At 62.8% G+C, this 20,225-nt stretch carries 23 protein-coding genes, 1 tRNA gene and 1 pseudogene; 8 read left to right on the top strand and 17 right to left on the bottom strand.

Annotation, left to right across the window (positions count from 1 at the left end):
• Window positions 1–64 precede the first annotated feature (64 nt).
• The 10 genes from CR103_RS15005 to CR103_RS14960 all read right to left on the bottom strand — a co-directional run bounded on the left by CR103_RS15005 (window position 65) and on the right by CR103_RS14960 (window position 13,201).
• Window positions 65–2,305 (bottom strand): carboxy terminal-processing peptidase, encoded by a 2,241-nt coding sequence (locus CR103_RS15005; RefSeq protein ID WP_099916775.1) that lies wholly within the window; start codon window positions 2,303–2,305, stop codon window positions 65–67.
• 263 nt (window positions 2,306–2,568) lie between these two features.
• Window positions 2,569–3,117, bottom strand: coding sequence for a thymidine kinase (locus tag CR103_RS15000; RefSeq protein ID WP_099916774.1), 549 nt, complete (start codon window positions 3,115–3,117; stop codon window positions 2,569–2,571).
• A gap of 136 nt (window positions 3,118–3,253) precedes the next feature.
• Window positions 3,254–3,943, bottom strand: a complete 690-nt coding sequence (locus CR103_RS23450; RefSeq protein WP_229443127.1) for a PEP-CTERM sorting domain-containing protein — start codon at window positions 3,941–3,943, stop codon at window positions 3,254–3,256.
• Between the two features lie 142 nt (window positions 3,944–4,085).
• Complete coding sequence (locus CR103_RS14990; RefSeq protein WP_099916773.1) at window positions 4,086–6,353, bottom strand: penicillin acylase family protein; 2,268 nt, start codon at window positions 6,351–6,353, stop codon at window positions 4,086–4,088.
• Between the two features lie 30 nt (window positions 6,354–6,383).
• Window positions 6,384–7,169, bottom strand: coding sequence for a hypothetical protein (locus CR103_RS14985; RefSeq protein ID WP_099916772.1), 786 nt, complete (start codon window positions 7,167–7,169; stop codon window positions 6,384–6,386).
• A gap of 83 nt (window positions 7,170–7,252) precedes the next feature.
• The gene (locus CR103_RS14980; RefSeq protein WP_099916771.1) at window positions 7,253–8,050 is read right to left on the bottom strand and encodes a di-heme oxidoredictase family protein; all 798 of its coding nucleotides are present in this window, start codon (window positions 8,048–8,050) and stop codon (window positions 7,253–7,255) included.
• On the bottom strand, window positions 8,047–9,165 hold the full coding sequence (locus CR103_RS14975; protein WP_143752634.1) for a hypothetical protein: 1,119 nt from the start codon (window positions 9,163–9,165) through the stop codon (window positions 8,047–8,049). The genes CR103_RS14980 and CR103_RS14975 overlap by 4 nt, the downstream gene beginning before the upstream one ends.
• Window positions 9,166–9,263: 98 nt before the next feature.
• Window positions 9,264–9,869 carry a hypothetical protein gene (locus CR103_RS14970; protein WP_143752633.1) on the bottom strand — a complete coding sequence of 202 codons (606 nt, stop codon included), beginning with the start codon at window positions 9,867–9,869 and terminating at the stop codon, window positions 9,264–9,266.
• Entirely contained in the window at window positions 9,856–12,468 is a 2,613-nt protein-coding gene (locus tag CR103_RS14965) for a choice-of-anchor X domain-containing protein (protein ID WP_099916768.1), read from the bottom strand. The genes CR103_RS14970 and CR103_RS14965 overlap by 14 nt, the downstream gene beginning before the upstream one ends.
• Window positions 12,469–12,535: 67 nt before the next feature.
• Entirely contained in the window at window positions 12,536–13,201 is a 666-nt protein-coding gene (locus CR103_RS14960; protein WP_143752632.1) for a hypothetical protein, read from the bottom strand.
• Window positions 13,202–13,373: 172 nt separating this feature from the next.
• On the opposite strand from CR103_RS14960, the gene CR103_RS14955 reads away from it, so the two are divergent.
• The 3 genes and pseudogenes from CR103_RS14955 to CR103_RS14950 all read left to right on the top strand — a co-directional run bounded on the left by CR103_RS14955 (window position 13,374) and on the right by CR103_RS14950 (window position 14,462).
• Window positions 13,374–13,460: transfer RNA gene (locus CR103_RS14955), tRNA-Leu, on the top strand.
• A 303-nt stretch (window positions 13,461–13,763) separates the two neighbouring features.
• Window positions 13,764–13,850: pseudogene (locus tag CR103_RS24175) on the top strand (hypothetical protein); the annotation flags it as partial.
• 105 nt (window positions 13,851–13,955) lie between these two features.
• Window positions 13,956–14,462 (top strand): tyrosine-type recombinase/integrase, encoded by a 507-nt coding sequence (locus tag CR103_RS14950; protein ID WP_099916766.1) that lies wholly within the window; start codon window positions 13,956–13,958, stop codon window positions 14,460–14,462.
• Between the two features lie 458 nt (window positions 14,463–14,920).
• Here the strand turns inward: CR103_RS14950 and CR103_RS24170 are convergent, their stop codons facing one another.
• The 3 genes from CR103_RS24170 to CR103_RS14935 are packed head-to-tail and all read right to left on the bottom strand — an operon-like array spanning window position 14,921 to window position 15,610.
• Entirely contained in the window at window positions 14,921–15,049 is a 129-nt protein-coding gene (locus tag CR103_RS24170; RefSeq protein WP_099916765.1) for a relaxase/mobilization nuclease domain-containing protein, read from the bottom strand.
• On the bottom strand, window positions 15,040–15,228 hold the full coding sequence (locus tag CR103_RS14940; protein WP_099916764.1) for a hypothetical protein: 189 nt from the start codon (window positions 15,226–15,228) through the stop codon (window positions 15,040–15,042). The genes CR103_RS24170 and CR103_RS14940 overlap by 10 nt, the downstream gene beginning before the upstream one ends.
• A complete protein-coding gene (locus CR103_RS14935; RefSeq protein ID WP_099916763.1) occupies window positions 15,218–15,610 on the bottom strand; it encodes a plasmid mobilization protein in 393 nt (130 codons plus the stop codon). Before CR103_RS14935 ends, CR103_RS14940 begins: the two co-directional genes overlap by 11 nt.
• 475 nt (window positions 15,611–16,085) lie before the next feature.
• Here CR103_RS14935 and CR103_RS14930 point away from each other — a divergent pair, with 475 nt between their 5' ends.
• From CR103_RS14930 to CR103_RS14915, 4 genes are all read left to right on the top strand, one after another.
• Window positions 16,086–16,304 carry a DNA-binding protein gene (locus CR103_RS14930; protein ID WP_099916762.1) on the top strand — a complete coding sequence of 73 codons (219 nt, stop codon included), beginning with the start codon at window positions 16,086–16,088 and terminating at the stop codon, window positions 16,302–16,304.
• Window positions 16,267–16,599, top strand: a complete 333-nt coding sequence (locus tag CR103_RS14925; RefSeq protein WP_099916761.1) for a hypothetical protein — start codon at window positions 16,267–16,269, stop codon at window positions 16,597–16,599. Before CR103_RS14930 ends, CR103_RS14925 begins: the two co-directional genes overlap by 38 nt.
• A 176-nt stretch (window positions 16,600–16,775) precedes the next feature.
• Complete coding sequence (locus CR103_RS14920) at window positions 16,776–17,495, top strand: LysM peptidoglycan-binding domain-containing protein (protein ID WP_099916760.1); 720 nt, start codon at window positions 16,776–16,778, stop codon at window positions 17,493–17,495.
• Window positions 17,496–17,506: 11 nt separating this feature from the next.
• The gene (locus CR103_RS14915; protein ID WP_180279406.1) at window positions 17,507–17,950 is read left to right on the top strand and encodes a lysozyme inhibitor LprI family protein; all 444 of its coding nucleotides are present in this window, start codon (window positions 17,507–17,509) and stop codon (window positions 17,948–17,950) included.
• Window positions 17,951–18,067: 117 nt separating this feature from the next.
• On the opposite strand, the gene CR103_RS23445 is transcribed toward CR103_RS14915, so the two are convergent.
• The 4 genes from CR103_RS23445 to CR103_RS14895 all read right to left on the bottom strand — a co-directional run bounded on the left by CR103_RS23445 (window position 18,068) and on the right by CR103_RS14895 (window position 19,789).
• Window positions 18,068–18,724, bottom strand: coding sequence for a DNA-primase RepB domain-containing protein (locus CR103_RS23445; RefSeq protein ID WP_229443126.1), 657 nt, complete (start codon window positions 18,722–18,724; stop codon window positions 18,068–18,070).
• Between the two features lie 121 nt (window positions 18,725–18,845).
• Window positions 18,846–19,058, bottom strand: coding sequence for a hypothetical protein (locus tag CR103_RS22160; protein WP_143752630.1), 213 nt, complete (start codon window positions 19,056–19,058; stop codon window positions 18,846–18,848).
• On the bottom strand, window positions 19,019–19,405 hold the full coding sequence (locus CR103_RS14900; protein WP_099916757.1) for a relaxase/mobilization nuclease domain-containing protein: 387 nt from the start codon (window positions 19,403–19,405) through the stop codon (window positions 19,019–19,021). Before CR103_RS14900 ends, CR103_RS22160 begins: the two co-directional genes overlap by 40 nt.
• A 54-nt stretch (window positions 19,406–19,459) precedes the next feature.
• Window positions 19,460–19,789 (bottom strand): plasmid mobilization protein, encoded by a 330-nt coding sequence (locus CR103_RS14895; RefSeq protein WP_229443125.1) that lies wholly within the window; start codon window positions 19,787–19,789, stop codon window positions 19,460–19,462.
• 66 nt (window positions 19,790–19,855) lie between these two features.
• Here CR103_RS14895 and tnpA point away from each other — a divergent pair, with 66 nt between their 5' ends.
• Window positions 19,856–20,149 carry an IS66 family insertion sequence element accessory protein TnpA gene (gene tnpA / locus CR103_RS14890; RefSeq protein ID WP_099916756.1) on the top strand — a complete coding sequence of 98 codons (294 nt, stop codon included), beginning with the start codon at window positions 19,856–19,858 and terminating at the stop codon, window positions 20,147–20,149.
• The last annotated feature ends 76 nt before the right edge of the window (window positions 20,150–20,225 follow it).

Here is a 20,225-nt window from a genome sequence, read left to right as displayed (position 1 = left end):
TGTACCCGAAAAAAAACCCGCCCATGCATTTCGCCGGGCGGGTTTTCTTGCGGGGCAGCACCTTTTACTTGGCGATGTCCTTGGTGGGCGCCATGTACGGCATGGTGCGCGAGGCCATGCGGGTGTCGGTCTTGAGCATGCCGGCTTCGTCGGCGAGGATGTGGGCCGTTTCCTGCAGCAGCACATCCTTGGCGTTCTTGGCCGCTTTCTCGGCCGCCAGCTCGGCCACCAGGTTGCGCTCGTCGGCCTGCAGGCCGTCGTCCTGGCGCGCCGCGCCTTTCAACGCCAGCGCCTTGGCCTGCTTGGTCGGCACAGGCACCTTGCTGCGCGCGTCCTTGCCTTCGGCGCCGGTGCCGGCATCGTCGGCAGGGCTTTGCGCGGCTATGCGCGCATCGCGCAGCTTGGCGCGCGCTTCCTGCGTGTCGCGTTCCTTGCGGCGCACGGTTTCGTTGAGCGAGATGGCATTTTCCTTGCGCAGCTTGCGCATTTCGGCGATGTCTTCGTTCAGGTACTGGAAGTCCTTGTCCTTGGCGATACGCACGTCGTGGCGCTTCTGCAGCGGCGCGAACAACTCCTTCAGGTCGCCGGCAGGCACATAGTTGGCAGGCTTGATCGAGGTCCACGGCAAGGCGTTGTCGTAGCTCGACTCGCCAAAGCTTTCGCTGTCGCCCAACACCGGCAGCTTGATGTCGGGCACGACGCCGCGCAGCTGGGTGGTGCCGCCGTTGATGCGGAAAAACTGGGCGATCGTCATTTTCAGCTCGCCGTAACGCACCTTGTCGGTGGGGGCGAATTTGTCGAGCGAGAGCAGCTGCTGCACGGTGCCCTTGCCGAAGCTCGGTTCGCCGATGATCAGGCCGCGGCCGTAATCCTGCATCGCGGCGGCGAAAATCTCCGACGCCGACGCCGAGCCGCGGTTGATCAACACGCCCACCGGGCCATCCCAGGCCAGGCCCGCATTGGTGTCGCTCTCGACTTCGATCCTGCCTTCGGCGTTGCGCTGCTGGACGACGGGACCCTTGTCGATGAACAGGCCCGTCAGCTCGATCGCTTCGATCAGCGAGCCGCCGCCGTTGTTGCGCAGGTCGATCAGCACGTTGTCAACTTTTTCCTTTTTCAGCTCGCCGAGGATGCGGGCGACGTCGCGGGTGGCGCTCTTGAAGTCCTTGTCGCCGCGGCGGCGGGCGTCGAAGTCGAGGTAGAAGGTCGGCAGCGAAATGACGCCGATGCGGCGCTTGACGCCGCCTTCGCGCACGTCGATGACCGACTTCTTCGCCGACTGCTCTTCCATGCTGATTTTTTTGCGCACCAGCGCGACCTGGGTGTGCTTGCCGTCGGTGCCGGCGTCGGCCGGCAGCACGTCGAGGCGCACGATCGAATCCTTGGCGCCGCGGATCAGCTGCACGACGTCGTCGATGCGCCAGCCCAGCACTTCGACGAAGGGCGAGTTCTCGCCCTGGGACACACCGACGATACGGTCGCCCGGCTTCAGCTTGCCCGACAGGCCGGCCGGGCTGCCCGCCACGACTTCGCGGATCACCGTGTACTCGTCGCGCGACTGCAGCACCGCGCCGATGCCTTCGAGCGACAGGCGCATGGCGATGTCGAAATTGTCCGCCGAACGCGGGCCGAGGTAATTGGTGTGCGGCTCGATCGACGTGGCATAGGCGTTCATGAACATCTGGAACACGTCCTCGTTGTTCAGCTTGCGCATGCGGGTCTGGTAGTTGTCGTAGCGCTTGTCGAGCGTTTCGCGGATCGATTTGTCGTCCTTGCCCGCCAGCTTGAGGCGCAGGAAGTCGTTCTTGACACGGCGGCGCCACAGGTCGCGCGCCTCGTCCTCGTTCTTTGGCCAGGCCGCTTTTTCGCGGTCGATCTGGAAACTTTCGTCGGTGCTGAAGTCGAATTTCCCTTTGATTAGTTCGCGGGCAAACGTCATGCGCTGGTTGAAGCGCTGCTGGTAGACGTTGTAGATCGAAAACGGCAAGGTCAGGTTTTCGTTGTTGATGGCGTCGTCGAGCTTGTTGCGCACGCCGTCGAACTGGTCGATATCGCTCTGCACGAAATACAGTTTTTCGCCGTCGAGCGTCTTAAAATAACGGTCGAAAATCTTTTCGGACAGCGAATCGTCGAGCGGCATTGCCTTGTAGTGATAGCGTGCCAGCACTTTCGAAGCCCACAAAGCCGCCTGCGCCTGCGAAGGGTCGGCCCGCATCTGGACCGCGGCGACTTTTTCGGGCTGGGCCCAGGCAACCGGGGCGGACATGGCAAACGCCAGTGCAACGATGAATATCTGCTTCTTCATTCTTGGTCTCTCCGTGCTGAGTTCTTCGTAACTGCGTCGGGATAACTGCGGGCGGCGCGGGATCGAAACGGCAAGCTGACGCGCCAAACGGACAATTCAATTGATTTTAACAGGATGGCGAATTGGCATAGAGCGAGCTTGGGGCTACAGGCTTAGGAGCAGCTTAAGAACTTAACCGAGCTGAAACGGCAAGCGGGCAGTCGAGGAAGGCGCGAAACGAGAACAAGCGCAGCTGCGGCTGCGCTCAACAAGTCAGCAAAAGCTCAGCTGTAAAAACACCTGGCGCAGACTTGACGATAGCGCTCGTTGCCGCCGATGCTGACCTGCTCGCCTTCGCGGATGCGCTTGCCCGCCGCGTCGACGCGCACGTTCATGGTCGCCTTCTTGCCGCAGGCGCAGATGTTTTTCAGTTCTTCGATGTCGTCGGCCAGCGCCAGCAGGTAGGCCGAGCCGGGAAACGGTTCGCCGCGGAAATCGCTGCGCAGGCCGTAGCAGATCACCGGTACGCCGCGCACCTGGGCCAGCTGGTGCAGCTGCTGGACCTGGGCGGTGCTGAGGAACTGGGCTTCATCGACCAGCACGCAAGCCACTTTCGGGGTGTCGGCCAGAAAGTCGGTGTTGGTGTCGAAGGTGTCGACCTGGCGCTGCGGCCCGAGGCGCGAAGTAACCTTGCCGAGGCCGTAGCGGCGGTCGATGGCGGCGGTGAACAGGCGCACCTGCTGGCCCTGTTCTTCGTAGTTGTGCGCCACCTGCAGCAGCGCGGTTGACTTGCCGGCGTTCATCGCCGAGTACCTGAAATAAAGTTTAGCCACTGCGCGCCCATAGCCTGACCGGAAGTGCGCGATTATACCAAGCCAGGCAGGCGCCGCCAAAGCAAAAACAGCCGCGGCGCAGGCCGCGGCTGTTGAGCTATGTGTCAGCGATGTATCAGCGATGTATCGGCAAAGTTCAGCCGAGTTCGGCCAGGTTCTGCGCCAATCTGCCTTCACTGCGGCGGCACGCAGAGTAGCCCACCAGCGCCAGGCCGGCCAGCAGCATGGCGTACGTTTCCGGCTCCGGCACCGCGGTCACCATCCCCAGCGTCACGTTGTTGGCGGTGACCCAGTACTCGGTGCTGGGCATGCCGTCCTGGCGCAGCGTGACCGACGTCAGCGCATTGTCAGCGATGAAGCCGAGGAAGGTCGTCGTCGTCGTGTCGGACAAACTGACGGTGCGCGTGGTGCTGCCGTCGTTGGCGGTCAGTACCACGGATTGGCCCGGCAGAAAGGCGCCGTTGATGTCGGAACCGAAGAAATTGCCGCCAAACGCGCGCAGCCCAGATGAGAAACTCGAGAACGTGATCGCGTCCGAGGAAAAAGTGGTGGCCAGCCAGGTGTCCGAGCCGCTGCCGGCCGGATAGAAGTCGGACACCGGTCCGGCGCTGACCCGGTAGGAATACGGGCCGGCCAAGCGATATAGCGGCGTGTCGGTCTGGCTCACGGTGAGGTCATCGAACGTGTCGACACCGGGTAGCTGGAGCGCGGCGAGGAAAGCGGCGCGGTTGGTAAAAACGATGACATCGGCCTGCGCGGCGGCGGTCGCCGTGCACAGCAGGACGGCGAGGGTCAAGCTTTTTAGTGAGGACGGTGTAAGTTTCACGATTGCACTCCTGTAGAAATGGTTTGTTCGAGACAGCGGGAAGCTGGCTCAAGTAAAACGCATTCCGGATGGGCTTGCAATAAGATTAAGATTAAACTGATAACACTTTGCGCGATGTTGAACTAACCGATGCTCCTAAGAATTACTTACCCGGATGGTATTTTCGCTCGAGGAATTTTTCGATGTCCGCCTTGTAGAACAGCACGTCCTTGAACTGGCCCTTGCTGTACATTTCGGCCTGATCGTCAAAGTGCCTGGAAGCCGGATTGGCGCTTTCGCCGCCGGCCAGGATGCTTTTGGCGCGCAGGCGCGGACCGAATTCGACGACCGCCACGAAACTGTTGCCGCGGTCGCCGTAAATGCGCCTGGTCTTCTGTTTGGCGACCATGCCGAACGAGGCCAGCGAGCCCCAGGTGGCCGAAGTGAATGCGACCGGATAACTCGGCTTGCTGTCGTCGTACTGCTGGTCGACGTCGCCGCTGATGCGCTGGAAGCGGTTGATTTCGCCCCACGGCGTTTGCCAGCTGCCGAAGTCCGCTTCCAGCTTTGCCGTCGCCCGCAGCAGCGCCTGCAGCCGCTCTTGCCGCGCCAGGCTGGTGGAGATGTAATCGGCCACCGGCACCTCCCTGGCGCGCGCCGCCTTCGACGCCGCGGCCACCATCTGCTGGCCCCAGTACACCGCCAGCGAGGTCGGTACCGAGGTCGTCGAAAAGCGCAGGTCCCAGCCGCGTAGCGCCGCCACCTGGCCGGCCAGTTGCGCCTTGAGCGGGTCGCTTGCCGCCAGCGCGTCCCAGTCCTTCGCCAGCGCCGGCACCAGCAGCTCGAATCCCGTCAGGTAGCTGTCGTAGGCGGTGGCGATCAGGCTGTCGATGGTGAAGCCGGCCTGGTCCTTGAGTACCCGGACCGCGTGCAGGCCGCGGGCGTTTTCCGGCAGCGTCCACATGTAGGCCGGATAGTCTTGTACGCGCGGGCTGTTGGCGCCGGCCGCCGCGAACGGCCAGTTGTTCGTATTTAAAATGTAGCCGCTGGGCGGGTTGAACAGCGTGATGGTCTCTTTTATCGCGTGCAAACCCTGCCACTCGGTGGCCGGATTGCTGCCGTCGACGGGATGCGCCCAATCGAAGAGGGGATCGCGGCGCGGCACGAAATTGCCGTGGAAGTAAGCGATATTGCCGTCGGCGTCGGCGTACACCGTGTTGTTCGACGAATTGGTGCGCAGCTCCATCGATTTGTAGAAAGCCGCGTAACCGGTCGCCTTGGTGCGCGCGTAGGATTGCGTGAGCGCCTTTATCGGCTCCTCCATCAGCTTGGTCGACACCCACTTGCCGCCGGCCTCGCGCACCACCGGGCCGTGGTGGGTAAAGTAGGCCGTGACGGTCTTGCTGGCCATGCCGCCGGCAGTCTTGTACGGCAGCGTCACCGGCACCGCGCGCATTTCGCGCAGGCCTGCGCCGTACCGGTAAAAGAACCTGCCGTCTTTTTCGACCACGGTTTCGAGGTACTCGTCGATCACGTCGCCGCCGCCCGAGGTGTGCATCCACCCTGCCCGCTCGTTGAATCCCTGGTAGACGAAAAACTGGCCCCATGTCACGGCGCCATAGGCATTCAGGCCTTGTTCGCTGACCATGTGCACTTCGGGGCGAAAGTAGAACGATGTGTGCGGATTGATCAGCAACAGCGCGTTGCCGGACGCGCTGCGGGCCGGCCCGATCGCGAACCCGTTCGAGCCGCGTGGCTCGGCGTCGAAGCCGGCGCCGGCGCTTTCAACGGCAATGGCCTGCGCAACCGGCGCGCGCCCGCTTCGCTCGCCGCGCTTACCATACATCTGCTCGAGCAGCTTGAGGTCGATCGACTCGATGTCGCCGCCGATGCTGCCCTCGCTGAACGCCAGCGCCATCCAGGGCTCGAAACGGCTGAGCAGCTTCGGTTTGACTTCCGGGTGCGTATGCAGGTAGAAATTGAGGCCATCGGCAAAGGCATTCATCAGCTTTTGCAGCCAGGCGGGACTGGCCGCATATTTTGCCTGCATGGCGTGCGGCGTGATGAACAGTTTCATGCGCAGGTCGCGCCAGATTTCGGCTTCGCCTTCGACTTCCGCCAGCCGGCCCAGGGCGTTGATGTAATTAAGTTCGATCCGATTGAAATCGTCTTCCGCCTGGGCGTACAGCAGGCCGAACACGGCGTCGGCATCGGTTTTGCCGAACACGTGGGGGATGCCCCATTTGTCGCGCATGATGGTGACCCGCCGGGCGCTCGCCTGCCAGCGCGCATGCTCCGCCACGTTCGGCTTCGATGCGGCAGGCTTCGTCGCAGTCAGCGCCCCCTCGAGCGACGACGCCTGCGCGGGAAGCTGGGCGAACAAGGTGGCGCTGGCAAGCAGCGTGCAGATAATCAGGCGGGTTGACAGCATGTGGCGCTCTCCGGTTGAGCAAGCAAGCAATTATGCAGCGTTGGCCAGCAGTTCCCTGAGCTCGGCGTTTTCCCGCTCGAGCGCGTCGACCTTCTGGCGCAGGCCGGTCACTTGCGCGCGCAGCGCGAGCGCGTCGTCGGCCGGCGCCTCTTTTGGCGCGCGGCTGCCCGCCTTCTGCTCACGCACCTGGCGCGCCGCCAGCTGCAGCTCCTTGCGCCCGCCGGCGACGGCGGCGATCTGCTCCGACTGCGGCAGCGAGGCGACGTTGGCCGCGGCATTGATCGAGATTGTCCCGGCACGCACCGCCTCCACCAGCTGCGGCGTCGCCGCTTTCTGGATCCGCTCGATCTGGCTGATCGTGTTGCTCGAAACCCGGGCTGCCTTGGCGACGTCCTCGCGCGTGTTCCATGGTGGAGCAGGTTGAGAAAGACCCGATGCACCCGATGTACCCGATGCACCCTGCGCATCGGGTACGCCGGCACTGTGCACGGCGCGCGCGGTGACGATGTCCTTCTTGCGCAGCGCCATCACGCCGCGCTGGTAATCGGACACGCTGCGCCGCGCCAGGTGGTTATCGATCATCCACAGCATGACGTCGTCGAGCGAGCTGAAACTGCTGTTTTGCACGGTGCGAAATTCGATGTCGTGGCGGCTGCAGATCTCGTAGCGGTTGTGGCCGTCGATCAGCACCTCGCCCCACAGTACCAGCGCATCGCGGCAGCCTTCGGCCAGCAGGCTGCGCTCTAACGCGGCCGATTCGTTGACAGTGAGCGGATCGATAAACGAGCGCAGTTCTTCGTTGATAATGATGTTCAATTCGTGTCCTTGGAGTTCAGGCGCGCCAAGATCGCCGGCGCACCGCCACGAATGCTACACCATCCGAAGGACAGCAGTGAACGCTACTTCGCCGTGGCAACGGCCGTTCCCCAGCGTTTCGGCTGGAATTTTTCATCGACCACCAGCGCCGGCGTCCCCGGCGGCAGCACTTGCAGCGACTTCAGAAATTCGATCAGCGCGTCCTGGTCGGATTTGGCAGCCGTCTGGAACGCCTTGCGCGAGTCGATCGCTTCGCCCGCGTGTCCCAGCACCGCCTGGCGCATGGTCGAAAACATCCCGTGGTGAAAGTACGGCCCCGAGTTGGCGATCCCCCACAGGCGGCGCGTCAGGAAGCGTCGGTTGCCGACCGCGAACTTGGGTGCCCACACCGGCCAGTTCATGTCGAGCGACTCAACTGGCATGTCGTCGGCCTCGCCGGAAACGTCGTTCAGCTTGAAGTCGGTGTAGGCCGGCACCATCATAATTTCGTCGCGCGGCTGCGCCGGGGCCAGCCGCGGCAGCGGCAGCGCGCGGTCGTTGAGGTCGACCTTCAGGCTGCGCACGTCGCCGGCGCGCAGGTTGCCGGTCGGGTTGAACGGTCCCGGCTCGGAAAAAATCCAGCCCTGGCGGCTGAGCGGCAGCGCCGGCACGTGGCATTGCGCGCAGCGAAACTGCGTAAACAGGCGCTGGCCGTGCAGGATCGCGCGTTCGACTTCCGGGTCGTTCGGCACGACCTGGCCGGGCACCGCCATCACCGCCTGGAACACCGTGACGGCAGTGACGTCGGCGCGCGTCATCTCGTTTGAAAAGCCATCGCCATCGGGATCGACGCCGGCGCCGAAGCGTTCGGTCGCCCAGTGCCTGGCGCGCAGGCACGTCAAAGTGGCACGACGCGGGTCGCGATTGAAGCACTCGCTCCGTCTGCGGTAGCTCTCATGGTTGTTGTGACCAGCATCAGATTGGCGCCTGCTATGACGCCGACTACCTTCACGCAGCGCGATCCTGGCATGTCGCTGACGTCGCGCCGCTCCAACTGCTGGCCGTCCCGGCTATCCGCCACGGTGGCGAAACATTTGCCGTTTTCGGGGTGCAGCGCCACCAGCCGGGTGTTCGACAACAACACGCCGACCGGCAGTGGATAGGATGGTTTTTGGACAATCACCAGACTCTTGACTGGTGCGAGCGCGGCGTCGAACAGGTGCGCCGTCACCAATCCGGGAATGGTGCTGCGGGTCGACACGACGAAGCGCTTGCCGTCGGGGCTCTGCTGCGGCCGCGATACCAGACCATTTACTTGATGGCGGCGCAGCGTTGATCCAAGATCGGCGGTGCGCAATTCAAGTTCGTTCGCCACTTGCGCTGCGAGGCCGGGGCTCCCATTGGAGCTGACGACGACGAACCGGTCAGAGCTGCCGCGTAGCCGCAACGCCGCCTGGAACTCGGCGGACCGGGCGATCGGCCGGATAGCCTTCACAGACAGATCTGGATTGAGCGTCACCAGCGAGCCATTGCCCCTGCTGCGCACGCCGATATCGAGTCCGCCGTCATCGAGGGCCTCGATGTTTTGAACACTGAGGTCGCCCGAGGCCAGTTCGGTTGGCAGCACGAGGTCGACGCCAACAAAGCGTCCATTGCGCACCTTGCCCAGCCGTATCGCACCGGCGCCTGCTGCCTTCGTGAAGTACAGATCGCCACTGTTTGAAAACGTGTACTGGATATCGTCAGCGCGCGATCCATCCAGTTCGGGAATTTTTGTGAATGCGCCCGCGCCGCCCGCCACCGGCACGACGACGAGCCCGACTTCTACAAATGGGCCGAAATCCTTGCCGGGAGAGCGCCGGCCAGCCACAACGATCAAGCGCTCTCCGTTGGCGATCACGCTGACGCCGAGCGCCTCGAGGTTGTCCCCGACGCCAGTAACGGGCGCGGCAGAAAGTTGGCCGGCGCCGGTGGTAATGAGCGCGGTGATATACAAACGTGCAAGCATGGTGGACACTATGTTCTCCTTATTGGGGGCGACCGGTCGTCAGGGCGCGGTGACCGGCCGGCAGCAGGTGCAGAATTGCTGCTGGCGATCACGATACGCGCTTCCCCCTACTTGGCGCAACACGTTGAAATAGGTCGTGGCATAAAGGTCGTGGCATAACCCATGCATTCGGTCCGCGCATCGGCGAACTCAGCGGCATTGTCGGATCCCGCCGCATACGGGTTGGGCAGGCGGTACGCCACATCACAGACCTGCTCGGCTTTGGTGCGCAGGTCGGCGTCGGCGTCGGCGTTGGCCTGGAGCCGCCCGCAGGTCTGATAGCCGACGTCGTGCCAATTGCATGACAAGTCGCGACCAGGCGCGTTGGTTCCCGACATCGGCGGATTGCCTTCTTCCGCACCGAAAAAGGTGGAAGTGCCGGGCCGATTCAATTGAGTAAATGGATGGGTCACGGCCATCGGGTTGTCGGGGGAATTCGAACAGCCATCGATGATGTGACGCAGGGACTGGTTTTGCGAGCGCAGCGCCGGGCTGCATTGTTGCATCAAAAGGTCGTAAGTAGGAGCGATGTTAGGGATCTTATTGCCCTGGAAGCAGCAACTGAGCTCGTCGTTCGGATTTGGGATCTGACCCGCCAAAGAGGTAGGAACTCCATTCTTGCACTCTTTGCAGTCCTGGTCGGTTTTTTCAGAATCCTTGTTACGGTTCTCCACACTGCCGCCATTGCAGAACTGCTCCTTGCAATCGGTGGGCGACGCTTGCGGCGCGGTCTGGGCAGGTGCCGGCCGAGCCGGTGGTGCTCGGGTTGCCGCCGCAATGCCAGCCGGCCTTGATCACGCCGGCGCCGATGTCGGACATGATGGTCGAGCCGTCCTGGCTGACCGTGGCGCTGCCGATCGCGACGAAACTTGCCAGGTCATGGTCGTACGAATACATCTCGGTCACCGCGCGTGGCGCCAGCCCGTCGACGTTCGGGATCGTCATGCGCGCCGGCGGATTGAAGTGGGTGCCGACCGGCTCGATGGTGACGATGAAACGCGGCTGCTGGCCAAAGCCCGGCGACATCGGCACCTTGTCCATGTTGACCGGCGTGACCGACACGCAGCCGCTGCGCGAACCGCCCGGGAAGGTGGCCGAACCGGGCGCGATGGTCAGGGCGAAGCCGGGCGCCTCCGGGATGGTGACGGTGCCGCCGGTGGTCTCGTTGACGCATACCCGGTTGGCCGGATTGAGTTCGGGCAGATAGACCGGCATGCCGACCGTGTTGTCGTGGCCCGAAATGGTGATCATGTCGTAATCGAGCGTCGGCCAGCTGCCCGAGCGCGCGGCGGTGCCGCCGTCGGCCATCAGCTTGAAGATCCCGACCGGCACCGGCTGCATCAAAAATTGCCCCTGAAGGTTGGTGCGCACCGGCGTTGCCATCTCCTGCGCGATGTTGCTGGCGTTGCCCTGGGTGATCTGCAGCAGGCGCATCGTCACGCCGGGAATCGGCTGGTTGCTGTTGTCGAGCACGACGCCGCTGATGCGGGTCAGGTTGGCCGGTCCCGGCACCATGCCGGTGGCGGCGAACGCCGCCGAATACCCGGGGTTGTCGCCGAAGCTGACCTCCACCACGTTGTTGTTGACGCCCGCGTCCGGGCCCATTACCAGCGTCGCCGCAACGCCGCCGTCGCTGTCGCTGACGCCCTGCAAGGTCGGGCTGCGTGGGGTGCCGAAGCCGCCGCCGCCGCCGGTGACGCTGAAGGCGACGGGAATGCCGCGCAGGCGGTTGTTGCTGGCGTCGGTGACGATGGCGATGAACGGCAGCGGCAGCGCCTGCCCCACCACGCCGAACTGGTTGTTGCCCGAGTCGACCACCACCAGGCGCGGACCGCCCGGGCTTGCCGTGGCGACGAAATCGACGGTGGTGGCGATGCCCGCCGCGCTGGCCTCGACCAGGTTGTTGCCGGCGCCGGCGCCGGCGCGGCTGCCCAGCCTGAAGTAGCTGCGCGCCTGCCCTTGCGCATCGGTATTGACCGCCACCGCGCCGAGGCCAGGCCCGGCCGCCTGGTTCGGGCTGACCGTGCCATCGAGTCCGATGACGCGAAACACCACCGGCTTGTTCACTTGCGGCGCGCCGCGGCTGTCGACCAGCGACACCACCAGCGGCGCGGCAAGGTTGGCGCCGACGGGCGCGCTCTGGTTATTGCCCGACAAGACCGACAGCCCGGCCAGGTTCGGCGCCGCCCGCGTCAGGTTGACGGTGGTGGTGGCGCGGTTGCCGGCGCGGTCGGTGGCGACCGCCTGGATCGCATTGGCGCCGACCGTCAGCGGCACGTCGCGCGCCATGAAGCTGCGGTTCAGCACTTCGGCGACGACGCCGTTGACGGTGACCGTCGCCTGCTGCGAGTTGACGGTGCCGACCACGATGTCGTTGACCACGCCGGTCACCGTCAACGTGGCCGCGCCGGTGCTGGTGCTGCCGTTGCTGTTGGCCGCCACCGCGGTAATGGTGTTGGGCCCTTCGTTGAGCGGCACAGCGGCGGCGAAGCTCTTGTCGCTGTGCGGCGCGGCGATGCCGTTTATTTTGACCTGCGCGGCGTCGTCGCCGACGCTGCCGGTGAGGGTGATGACCGGGGTGTTCAGATAGGCGCCGTTGGCAGGCGAGGTGATGGCGACTCCGGTCGCGGTGCCGGTGATCGCGATCGGCAGCAGCGCTGAATACACGGTCGCCGCGTCGTTGGGGAACTGCGCTGCGATACGGTAGTTGATTGTGCCGACCTGGTTTTCCAGCACCGTGGTGCGCAGGCTGAAGGTCTTGTCGCCGGCGCCGGCGTCACCGTCGTTGCCGTCGTCGTGCAGGTTGCCGAGCGTGGCCAGCACGGCGCCGTTGCCATCGAGTTTTTGCAGCACCACGGTCGTCGGCACAGTTGCGCCGTTGTCGATCAGCGCGGTGACCGTGGCGATCACGCCGACCCCGGCCGGGGTGGCACCCGGCGCTATCTGCGCAGTGCCGATCGTCGGGGTCGCCGCCGTGCTACCCACCACCAGCGCCAGCGGTCCCGCCATGACGCGCTTAACTTCCCCTTTGAAGCCGGCCGAAACCTGGAACTTGAGCGTGCCTGGCAGCGCTTCCAGCAGCGTGGCGCGCAGGGTGTAGACCTTGTCGCCCGCCACCGCATCGCCCTGCAGGCCGTCGTCATGCAGCAAGCCGAGCACCGAAACGATACCGCCGGCCGCGTTGAGGCGCTGGACGTTGGCGCTGCCGGCAGTGTAGTTGGGGTCAGTGATGCTGACGCTGAAGGTGACGGGCGTCGATGTCGCGGCCGGCATGCTGCCCGGCGCGATCGACGGCGTGCCGAGCGTGCCCGCGCCTGCGCCGGCAAACCTTGGGGTGGTGTCAGGAACGGCGCAGCCAGCCGCGGCGGCGCAGGCCGGCCGCGATCACGCCAGCCATCAGGGCGATCGAGGATGGCTCGGAAATACTGGTGGCGCCATCGTCGACGGTGAGGTCGTCGAGCACGACCGTAGATCCGCCGGAGGATGTAATGGTGATGCGGGCGATGAGACCGTTCACGTCGGCAAACTGAAGAAATTCGTTGGGGGAGCTGCTGGCATCGCCGCTGCCGTCGATGAGGTTGTTGGCGTACGCGCCGGACAGCTCGCCGAGCAAGGCACCACGGCCGTCGTAGATGGCAATGGCCAGTCCACTGTCGTAGGTAAAATAGCCGCCCACGCCAAACACCGGCGTCAAAAAAACAACGGTGATCGGGCCGCCGATATTGAGCACGACACCGTCCGCCGAGTGCGGGGAAAACGCCGTTTCGTTAAGGGACAGCCCGGCCTTCCACACGGCCGCGTTCGTAAAGGTCAGGCCGGCGTACCCGGTGGCCAGCGGCGTGTCGTCATCGAACGTATCGAAGTCGTAGACGATGGTCCCCGCCGTCGCCGAACAGACAATCCCTGCGGCCAACAGAGCCGCCCCAAGCAATTTCACTGCCGCTTTTACCAGATCCATGAAGTTGCCGGTCCCGAGGTTAAAAGTTATGTTGATTGGGAAACACATGGCATATTTCGTTCCAGCAACGTAACTACCTGATTTAGTAGAATATCTTTTTGCAATTATTTCTAAGTGTAAAGAAATCCGACAAGGGCGTATGCAGTTTGGGTAATCGTTGTGTTGCTCGCAATCGCGATCGAGCGCGGCAAGGCTGGGGTGTGCTAAAATCTCGCGCGCTGCCCGGGTGGTGAAACTGGTAGACACCCGAGACTTAAAATCTCGTGTCAGAAATGGCGTACCGGTTCGATTCCGGTCCCGGGCACCATGTCAATGTATCAAGTCGTCCCAAGACGTCCACAAAGCACTCCTTCCTGCTATGACGACCGGCCTCGATATAGGCCGAGTTCGTCCCAAAAAAATGCGAGGTCATCCAGGCCGTATACCGTAAAATTTGCCGGTATACCGAAGTTGGTTGAAAGAAAATACCGTCACCGGTATGGGAGAACCGCCATGGCACTCACCGACACCTTCGTACGCACCGCCAAAATTCGACAAGCCGACCGGCCAGAAGCACGCAGACGGCAACGGCATGTACCTGCTCGTGACGCCTACCTGAAAGTATTGGCACCTCGACTACCGCCACCTCGGAAAGCGCAAAACGCTCGCACTGGGCGTCTACCCCACCATCACCCTCGCCAACGTGCGCGCGCTGCGCCGACGCCAGACGCCTGATCGCGCACGGCCGCGATCCTTTCCGGGCCAGGCAAGAAAAAACAGGAGGAGATTTTCGCTGCCACGCAGACGTTCGAACTGGGCGCGCATGTGGATGGAGAAGACCGCAACCAATCGCGCCGAAACCACGCGCCAAAAGGTCACCGGCTGGCTCCAGAACGACGTCTTTCCCTATATCGGCAAAGCCGCCGTTTCGACGCTCAAGCCTCGCGACGTCCTGGCGTGCGTGCAGCGCATGGAAGCGCGCGGTGTGCACGAATCGGCCCATCGCGTAAAGCAAATCATCGGCCAGGTCCTGCGCTTCGCGGTGGCGACGGGACTGGCGGAGCCCGATGTCACGCCGGACCTCAAGAGAGCCTTTACCATACCGGCCAAGCTGTCGGCGCTCCTGCTCGTGCGACCCGGCGAACTGCGTGCTGCGGAATGGCGCGAGATGGACCTGGACGACTCGGTCTGGCGGATTCCCGCTGCCAAGATAAAGATGCGGCACGATCACGCCCGGCTTTTCTGTCCGATGTCGTCCAGAGCGATGCGGGTTTCGTCCGTCAGTACTGCCATCGCCTGCGCGATCGGCTCCAGCATCGACGCCAGTTGATCCGCGCTCTCGATCTTCGCCTGGCGCAGCGCTTCGATCCGCGTCCCCAAGTCCGCGATGCGCTTCTCGTTCGCGCTGGCGGCCAACTGCCGCAACGTCTCGGTTTTTTTCATAGCTGATTCCCCGTTTGGCCAGTCCCGCCGGGCTGTATCCCTTGCCCAGGTCACTACCCTTCATCATTACGCCATCGAGCTGGTACGACAGTCCGGATAACTTGGCGCCATCGAGCTGGGTTACCGGCACCAGCTCCACGCCGGCCGCTTCAAGCCGCTCCGCGTAGTCGCTGTAGTTATGGCTTGTCGTTGCAGCGCCGTCGCACAGCTGCTGCAGGCGCTGGCGCGTCGACGCCACACCGGTTCGCAGCCACTGTTCGATCTCGCCCTTGGTCGCCGCACGGCGTTCGGCTTCGATCGATGGTCGCACCGGCTGCAGAGAAAAGTCGCGTTCGATCGCGCGCATCAGGATTTCGTGGCGGCGGTAGTCGTGACTTCGCCGTCGAACCGGACGCGATTCACCAGCAGATGTACGTGCTCGTGCTCCGTATCGTGGTGCCGCGTGATCAGGTCCTGGTTGTCGTTTAGTCCCATGCCGTGCAAATAGCGCTGCCCAGGTTCGGCCGCAGCTTGCGGATCTCGCCGAATTTCCTGGCCAGCTCGCGCAGGCCAACGCCCTCCATGTTGGTGTCGATCACGCGCCCCTGTTCCTTGCTCAAATCGTATTCGAGCGCGCCACGAAAACCCTTGCCTTTGATGGCTTTAGCGATCATAGCCTGCCTCGCCGATCCCAAGTAACGCCAAGCGCAGACGCTTCGCCTCAATCGTCATGCGCTCAAGGAGGTCATTGGCGACGGTCACGCGTCCTCCTTCGTTGGCGAGCCTAATCAGCTGGTTTAGGTTCGCGGCCAGGCGCGCCAGCTCGGCGTACTGCTCGCGATTGATTGCCTCGACTGGCGGCGATGGCAAGCACCGCGCAAGCGCTGCCTCGCGCAACCACTGCGCCGGCGTCATGTGTAACTGCGCTGCCTTCGCGCGCAGCGTTGCGTACTCGCTGGCCGAGACGCGCACGCCGATCGTCGTGCTGCACACGGCTGCGGGATCGCCCTTGGGGCGGCCGCCGGCGGATCTGCGTATGGCGGCATCGGGCTGCATGATGTGGTCGTGGCTGGTGGCTAGGTATTAGGTTGTGGCGAGCGCAGCGAAAATTCCCCGCAGGGCGAGCAGTTTGAGCGAAGCGAAAACATGGCTTGCTCCGAACCGGCGACTCGATATGTACCAGCCTATTTGACGATATCAACGTGCGACTGAGCAGCGTCAACCAGCACCACCTTGCTAAAAAGCCCACGGTCGACCGTGGACGCGGCCGGTCGGCGCTGGATAACGCGGCCAACAGCGCCTGTCGTGCGTTCGCAACGCGTATGCGCTGGCTGAGCTGTCCTTTCTCATGCGCGCCGGTCTCACGACGACTAACGCCTGGGACAGTTGGCGAAGAAAAACGCTGGACGAATAAGCCGCAACAGCGATCCCGATGACAGTCGCATTCGTAACGCTTTGACCGACCTCGATGGCTACCGCTACGCTTGACCTCATGATGGAGGTTGCGTAAAAGTTTATTACGGAGGACCGAATGGGACGCGAAGCCACGGTCACTTACGGGCAGGTCGCGGCGGCCGCCGATGCAATGTGCTCCGCGAACATCCGGCCTTCGTCGCGCACGGTGCGCGAACGGCTCGGCAATACCGGCAGCATGGGCACGATCAACCGAGCTGGCGACGTTGCAGGGTCGAATCGCGCAAATGGAGGGCGAAATGGTCAACGCCAGGCAGGAGGCGATTGGCGCGCGTGAGCACGGCGCCAAGGCGCATATCGACTTGGTTAAGGCGCTGCTCAAGCTTGAAGCGATGCCGCGCCTTGAAGTTGATCTTGCAACGCTGCGCGAGGAACACCAAGGAAGAACGGCAGCTACACAGCAGGCGGCCGTTCTTGACGCCAAGCTTGAAGCGGCGCTAGAGCGGGCGGTCCAGGCGGAGGCATTCGGCTTGGAAATCAGGGCCGCGGTGGCCAGCCGTGGTCCGACCGAACCCAATGCCAGCCGTGTGAACGGTATCGACCGCCGTGGCAAGCCCGAAATAAAAAGCTGAACGCTCGATGCCTGCAAAATCAACCTAGCCTGCATGCGATCCCTTCCGCCCAACCTTCCGCCAAGAAATTGCGTTGAAGCAATCACATCAACGGATCGGGATACTAAGATAACGGTTGGCTCAATTGGGTGACCCACCTTCGTAAATTTTCGTTACCGCGAAATGAAGGACAAAAGATGGCGACTCAGGCACCGATCAAAACCGCTTTCGAAAAATGGCAAGACGGACTCAGCAAAGCCATCAACGACCCACGTTGGGACGCTTACGACGGTGAGATCAAGACCGCGGTGAGCGAGCTCAACCAGCACTTGAAATCCACCTCCGGATTCAGGCAACTCGACTGGCGGTTGATCAAAGCGATGCTCTGGACTGAGTCCGGCGCGTCAAGCTCCGAGTGGCATACCAAACCAATGCAAATCGGAGTGCCCGGCGATCCTGGACTGGCCTCCTTCCTTTCAAACAGGGAAGGCGGTGAACTTATTTTGCCGCCAAAATGGCAAGGTAGGCTAACCATCGGCACCGTCCGAACAATACCTTCCCACAATATTCGGGCGGGCATCGGTTACCTTCTCATGCGGACGGCATATTTCGAATTTCAAAGCGTCTTGGCCTCGGATGAAAAAACAATTCATGAAGTGACGATAAAACATGGCGATAGCCTGGCCACGATCGCCAAGGCACAAGGCTGTACGCCGGAGATCTTGAGAAAATTAAACCCCACGGCAAATGTGCTACGACCTGCACAGATCTTGCGGTTTCAACCAAGATCGATTCAACGGGTTATTACACGATGGCGTCCAATCAGTACCGATAATATTGCACAACGCTACAATGGTGGCGGCGATCCCTATTACGCGAAAAAGCTCGACTACGCGTTCCGTCTGATACGCTCATGAGAGGAGTCACTATGCGAATTCCGAATTTCATCGTCTTGGCAGGCTTGCTTGCTTTGCCCGGTTTGGCGACCTTCGCCAACGGGGCCGAACTTCAAAACGAGCGTAGTGCTGTCGAAGAGTGCGGCGCGCACTCGGAATCAGCCATGCGCGAATGCCTTTCCAAAAGGTCTCAGCAGAGCAAGCGAATGTTGGAGCAAGCAGAAGCGCAGGCCGCAGCCCGGCTTTCGATGTGGGACGAAGATAGCAAATACATCAGCCGTGCAAAGGAAAAGCTACGGACCTCGAGCAAAGCGTTCGAGCAATACCGCGACGCGCAGTGTGCGTTCGACTCGTCACTTGGGGGCGGCGCAATTGGCAACGCGCTCGAAATGCGGCGGTTGGGCTGCCTGATCGGATTGAACACACGACGTTCGGAGCAGCTCAACTCAACTGTGGCGGCTCTGCCGGCAAAGTAAGCCAAGAGCCCGCTCAGCCGGGGCAACTAACGTGATGACCTTGCTTGAAGTTTCTCACGCGACCGTCGATCGTACGGTTGGTAGGGGAATTGGAATTGGTGGGCTAAGCGCACCTCGTTATACATCTTGATCCACGCCGGAAATCGTCCTGGGCTTGTTTCGATAGTCACTGGCGGGCGCTAGCTCCTGCCTGTGCATACCTTTCACGGCTTCCGCACTGAGCGCATCAACGAGCAGCAGCTCGGGGCCGTCAAGCGGCCGAAGGTAGATGTCGCCGCCCTGGGCGTTCATGCGTATGAGCCAAGGCACGTTTTTCACCAATTCTGATGCGTTCCATTCCCGCCTGGTTTGCCGCCCGGTCTTCGCGTTGACGATCACCACCTCGTACCGCTCAGCACCCATCGCGCCTATTTGGGCTTTGACAGCTTCAAGGCTTCGATCGCGGGCCGCAGGTACTCGGCTACCTACGCTGCATCCAGACGATTCACCACCGTCGGCGGGCGCCAGCCAAAGCCAGAATGCGCTCACGAGGGCAGCAGTCAAGAGGCCCGTCGCCACCAACAGCAGATTGTGCGTCAATTCCATGCTCTGGCCGGCCCTGCTCATGCGATCGGCCGATTCGTTCGCCTTCGCCGCTGCCTGCTGCATCGCCGCAGCCGTAACCTCCCGTTCGAACCTCTCGTTGTGCGCCCGGCTTTTCTGTCCAATCTCGTCCAGGGTGATGCGGGTTTCGTCCGTCAACGCTGCCATCGCCTGCGCGATCGGCTCGAGCATCGACGTCAGTTGATCCGCCCTCGATCTTCGCCTGGCGCAGCGCTTCGATCCGCGTGCCCAGGTCCGTGATGCTGTTCTCGTTCGCGCTGGCGGTCAATTGCCGCAACCGGTAGCCGTCAAGCTAGTTGGCGCCATCGAGCTGCGTCACCGGCACCAGCTCCACGCCGGCCGCATCAAGCCGCTCCGCGTAGTCGCAGTAGGTATGGCTTGTCGTTGCAGCGCCATCGCACAGCTGCTGCAGGCGCTGGCGCGTCGACGCGATCCGGGTGCGCAGCCCTTGTTCGATTTCGCCCTTCATCGCCGCATGGCGCTCGGCGTCGATCGATAGCCGCACCGACTGCAGCGTGTTATCGCGCTCGATCGCGCGCATGAGGACTTCGTGTCGAGGTGCCGCGTGACCAGGTACTGGTTGGCGTCCAGACCCATGCCGTGCAGGTAGCACTGCCCTATCTCGCGCCATTGATCGTCGCTCAAATGTTCGCCCGGAGCGGCAGACAACGAAACGTGCCGCACCGCCCTGCCCAAATTCGGGCGCAGCTTGCGGATCGCGCCAAACTCCCTGGCCAGCTCTCGCGGGTCGGCGCCCTCCATGTTGGTGTCGATCACGCGCCCCTGCTTTTTGCTCAGGTCATATTCGAGCGCACCGCGGAAGCCCTTGTCCTTGATGGCTTTAGCGATCATCGCCTGCCTCACCGATTCCCAGCAACGCCAGGCGCAGTCGCTTCGTCTCAATCGTCATGCACGGGTCAGCTGGTTAAGGTTCGCGGCCAGGCGCGCCAATTCGGCGTACCGCTCGCGATTAATTGCGGAGACTGGCGGCGCCGGCAAGCACCGCGCGAGCGCCTTCTCGCGCAGCCACTGCGCCGGCACCAAGTCCATCTGCGCCGCCTTAGCTCGCAGCGTTGCGTTCTCGCTGGCCGATACGCGCACGCCGATCGTCGTGCTGCGCACAGCCGCAGGATCGCCCTTGGGGCGGCCGCCGGCGGATCTGCGCGCGGTGCCATCGGGCTGCATGGTGTGGGCGAGAAATCGGGAGCGGAACTCCAGGGTAAGCGGGAATTTCACCCCACCTTCCAATCGTGAGGTAAGCCTTCCAAAATTGCGGCTTCATCAATCACTGGAGCCAACGCAATGCGCAATGAATCGGCGAGACAAGCCTGGATGGTCCGGCTACAGGAGCAGGCAAATTCTGGACTGGGCATCCGGCCCTGGTGCGTTCGCGAAGGCGTAACGGAGGGCAGTTTTCACTACTGGCGCAAGCGGCTGGCGCCGCAGTCCACAGCCACCAGGCTCATTGCGCTGCCGATGGTGGCAGGGTACCAGGAACCGGTGCTGGAACTGCGCACTCCGCACGGCTACGTAATCCGCCTTTCACACCACGAGCAGGTGCGCTGGCTTGGTGGCGTGCTCGAGGCGCTGCGCTGATGTGGGGCACACCGCAGGGCATGGTGTACCTGGCCACCGGCCACCATGACATGCGCAAATCGATCAATGGCCTGGC

This window comes from Massilia psychrophila (assembly GCF_002760665.1).
GTDB lineage: Bacteria > Pseudomonadota > Gammaproteobacteria > Burkholderiales > Burkholderiaceae_D > JAFCUW01.
This window is presented reverse-complemented; position numbering and strand designations above follow the sequence as displayed.

Bases quoted from the DNA above. Each gene is read 5' to 3' on its own strand.
- CR103_RS15005 (WP_099916775.1), bottom strand. From the start codon at position 2,305: ATGAAGAAGCAGATATTCATCGTTGCACTGGCGTTTGCCATGTCCGCC.
- CR103_RS14990 (WP_099916773.1), bottom strand. From the start codon at position 6,353: ATGCTGTCAACCCGCCTGATTATCTGCACGCTGCTTGCCAGCGCCACC.
- CR103_RS14965 (WP_099916768.1), bottom strand. From the start codon at position 12,468: ATGCCGGCCGCGACATCGACGCCCGTCACCTTCAGCGTCAGCATCACT.
- CR103_RS14960 (WP_143752632.1), bottom strand. From the start codon at position 13,201: ATGTGTTTCCCAATCAACATAACTTTTAACCTCGGGACCGGCAACTTC.
- CR103_RS14950 (WP_099916766.1), top strand. From the start codon at position 13,956: ATGTGGATGGAGAAGACCGCAACCAATCGCGCCGAAACCACGCGCCAA.
- CR103_RS24170 (WP_099916765.1), bottom strand. From the start codon at position 15,049: ATGGGACTAAACGACAACCAGGACCTGATCACGCGGCACCACGATACG.
- CR103_RS14940 (WP_099916764.1), bottom strand. From the start codon at position 15,228: ATGATCGCTAAAGCCATCAAAGGCAAGGGTTTTCGTGGCGCGCTCGAA.
- CR103_RS14935 (WP_099916763.1), bottom strand. From the start codon at position 15,610: ATGCAGCCCGATGCCGCCATACGCAGATCCGCCGGCGGCCGCCCCAAG.
- CR103_RS14930 (WP_099916762.1), top strand. From the start codon at position 16,086: ATGGGACGCGAAGCCACGGTCACTTACGGGCAGGTCGCGGCGGCCGCC.
- CR103_RS14925 (WP_099916761.1), top strand. From the start codon at position 16,267: ATGGTCAACGCCAGGCAGGAGGCGATTGGCGCGCGTGAGCACGGCGCC.
- CR103_RS14920 (WP_099916760.1), top strand. From the start codon at position 16,776: ATGGCGACTCAGGCACCGATCAAAACCGCTTTCGAAAAATGGCAAGAC.
- CR103_RS14915 (WP_180279406.1), top strand. From the start codon at position 17,507: ATGCGAATTCCGAATTTCATCGTCTTGGCAGGCTTGCTTGCTTTGCCC.
- CR103_RS23445 (WP_229443126.1), bottom strand. From the start codon at position 18,724: ATGCTCGAGCCGATCGCGCAGGCGATGGCAGCGTTGACGGACGAAACC.
- CR103_RS14900 (WP_099916757.1), bottom strand. From the start codon at position 19,405: ATGATCGCTAAAGCCATCAAGGACAAGGGCTTCCGCGGTGCGCTCGAA.
- tnpA (WP_099916756.1), top strand. From the start codon at position 19,856: ATGCGCAATGAATCGGCGAGACAAGCCTGGATGGTCCGGCTACAGGAG.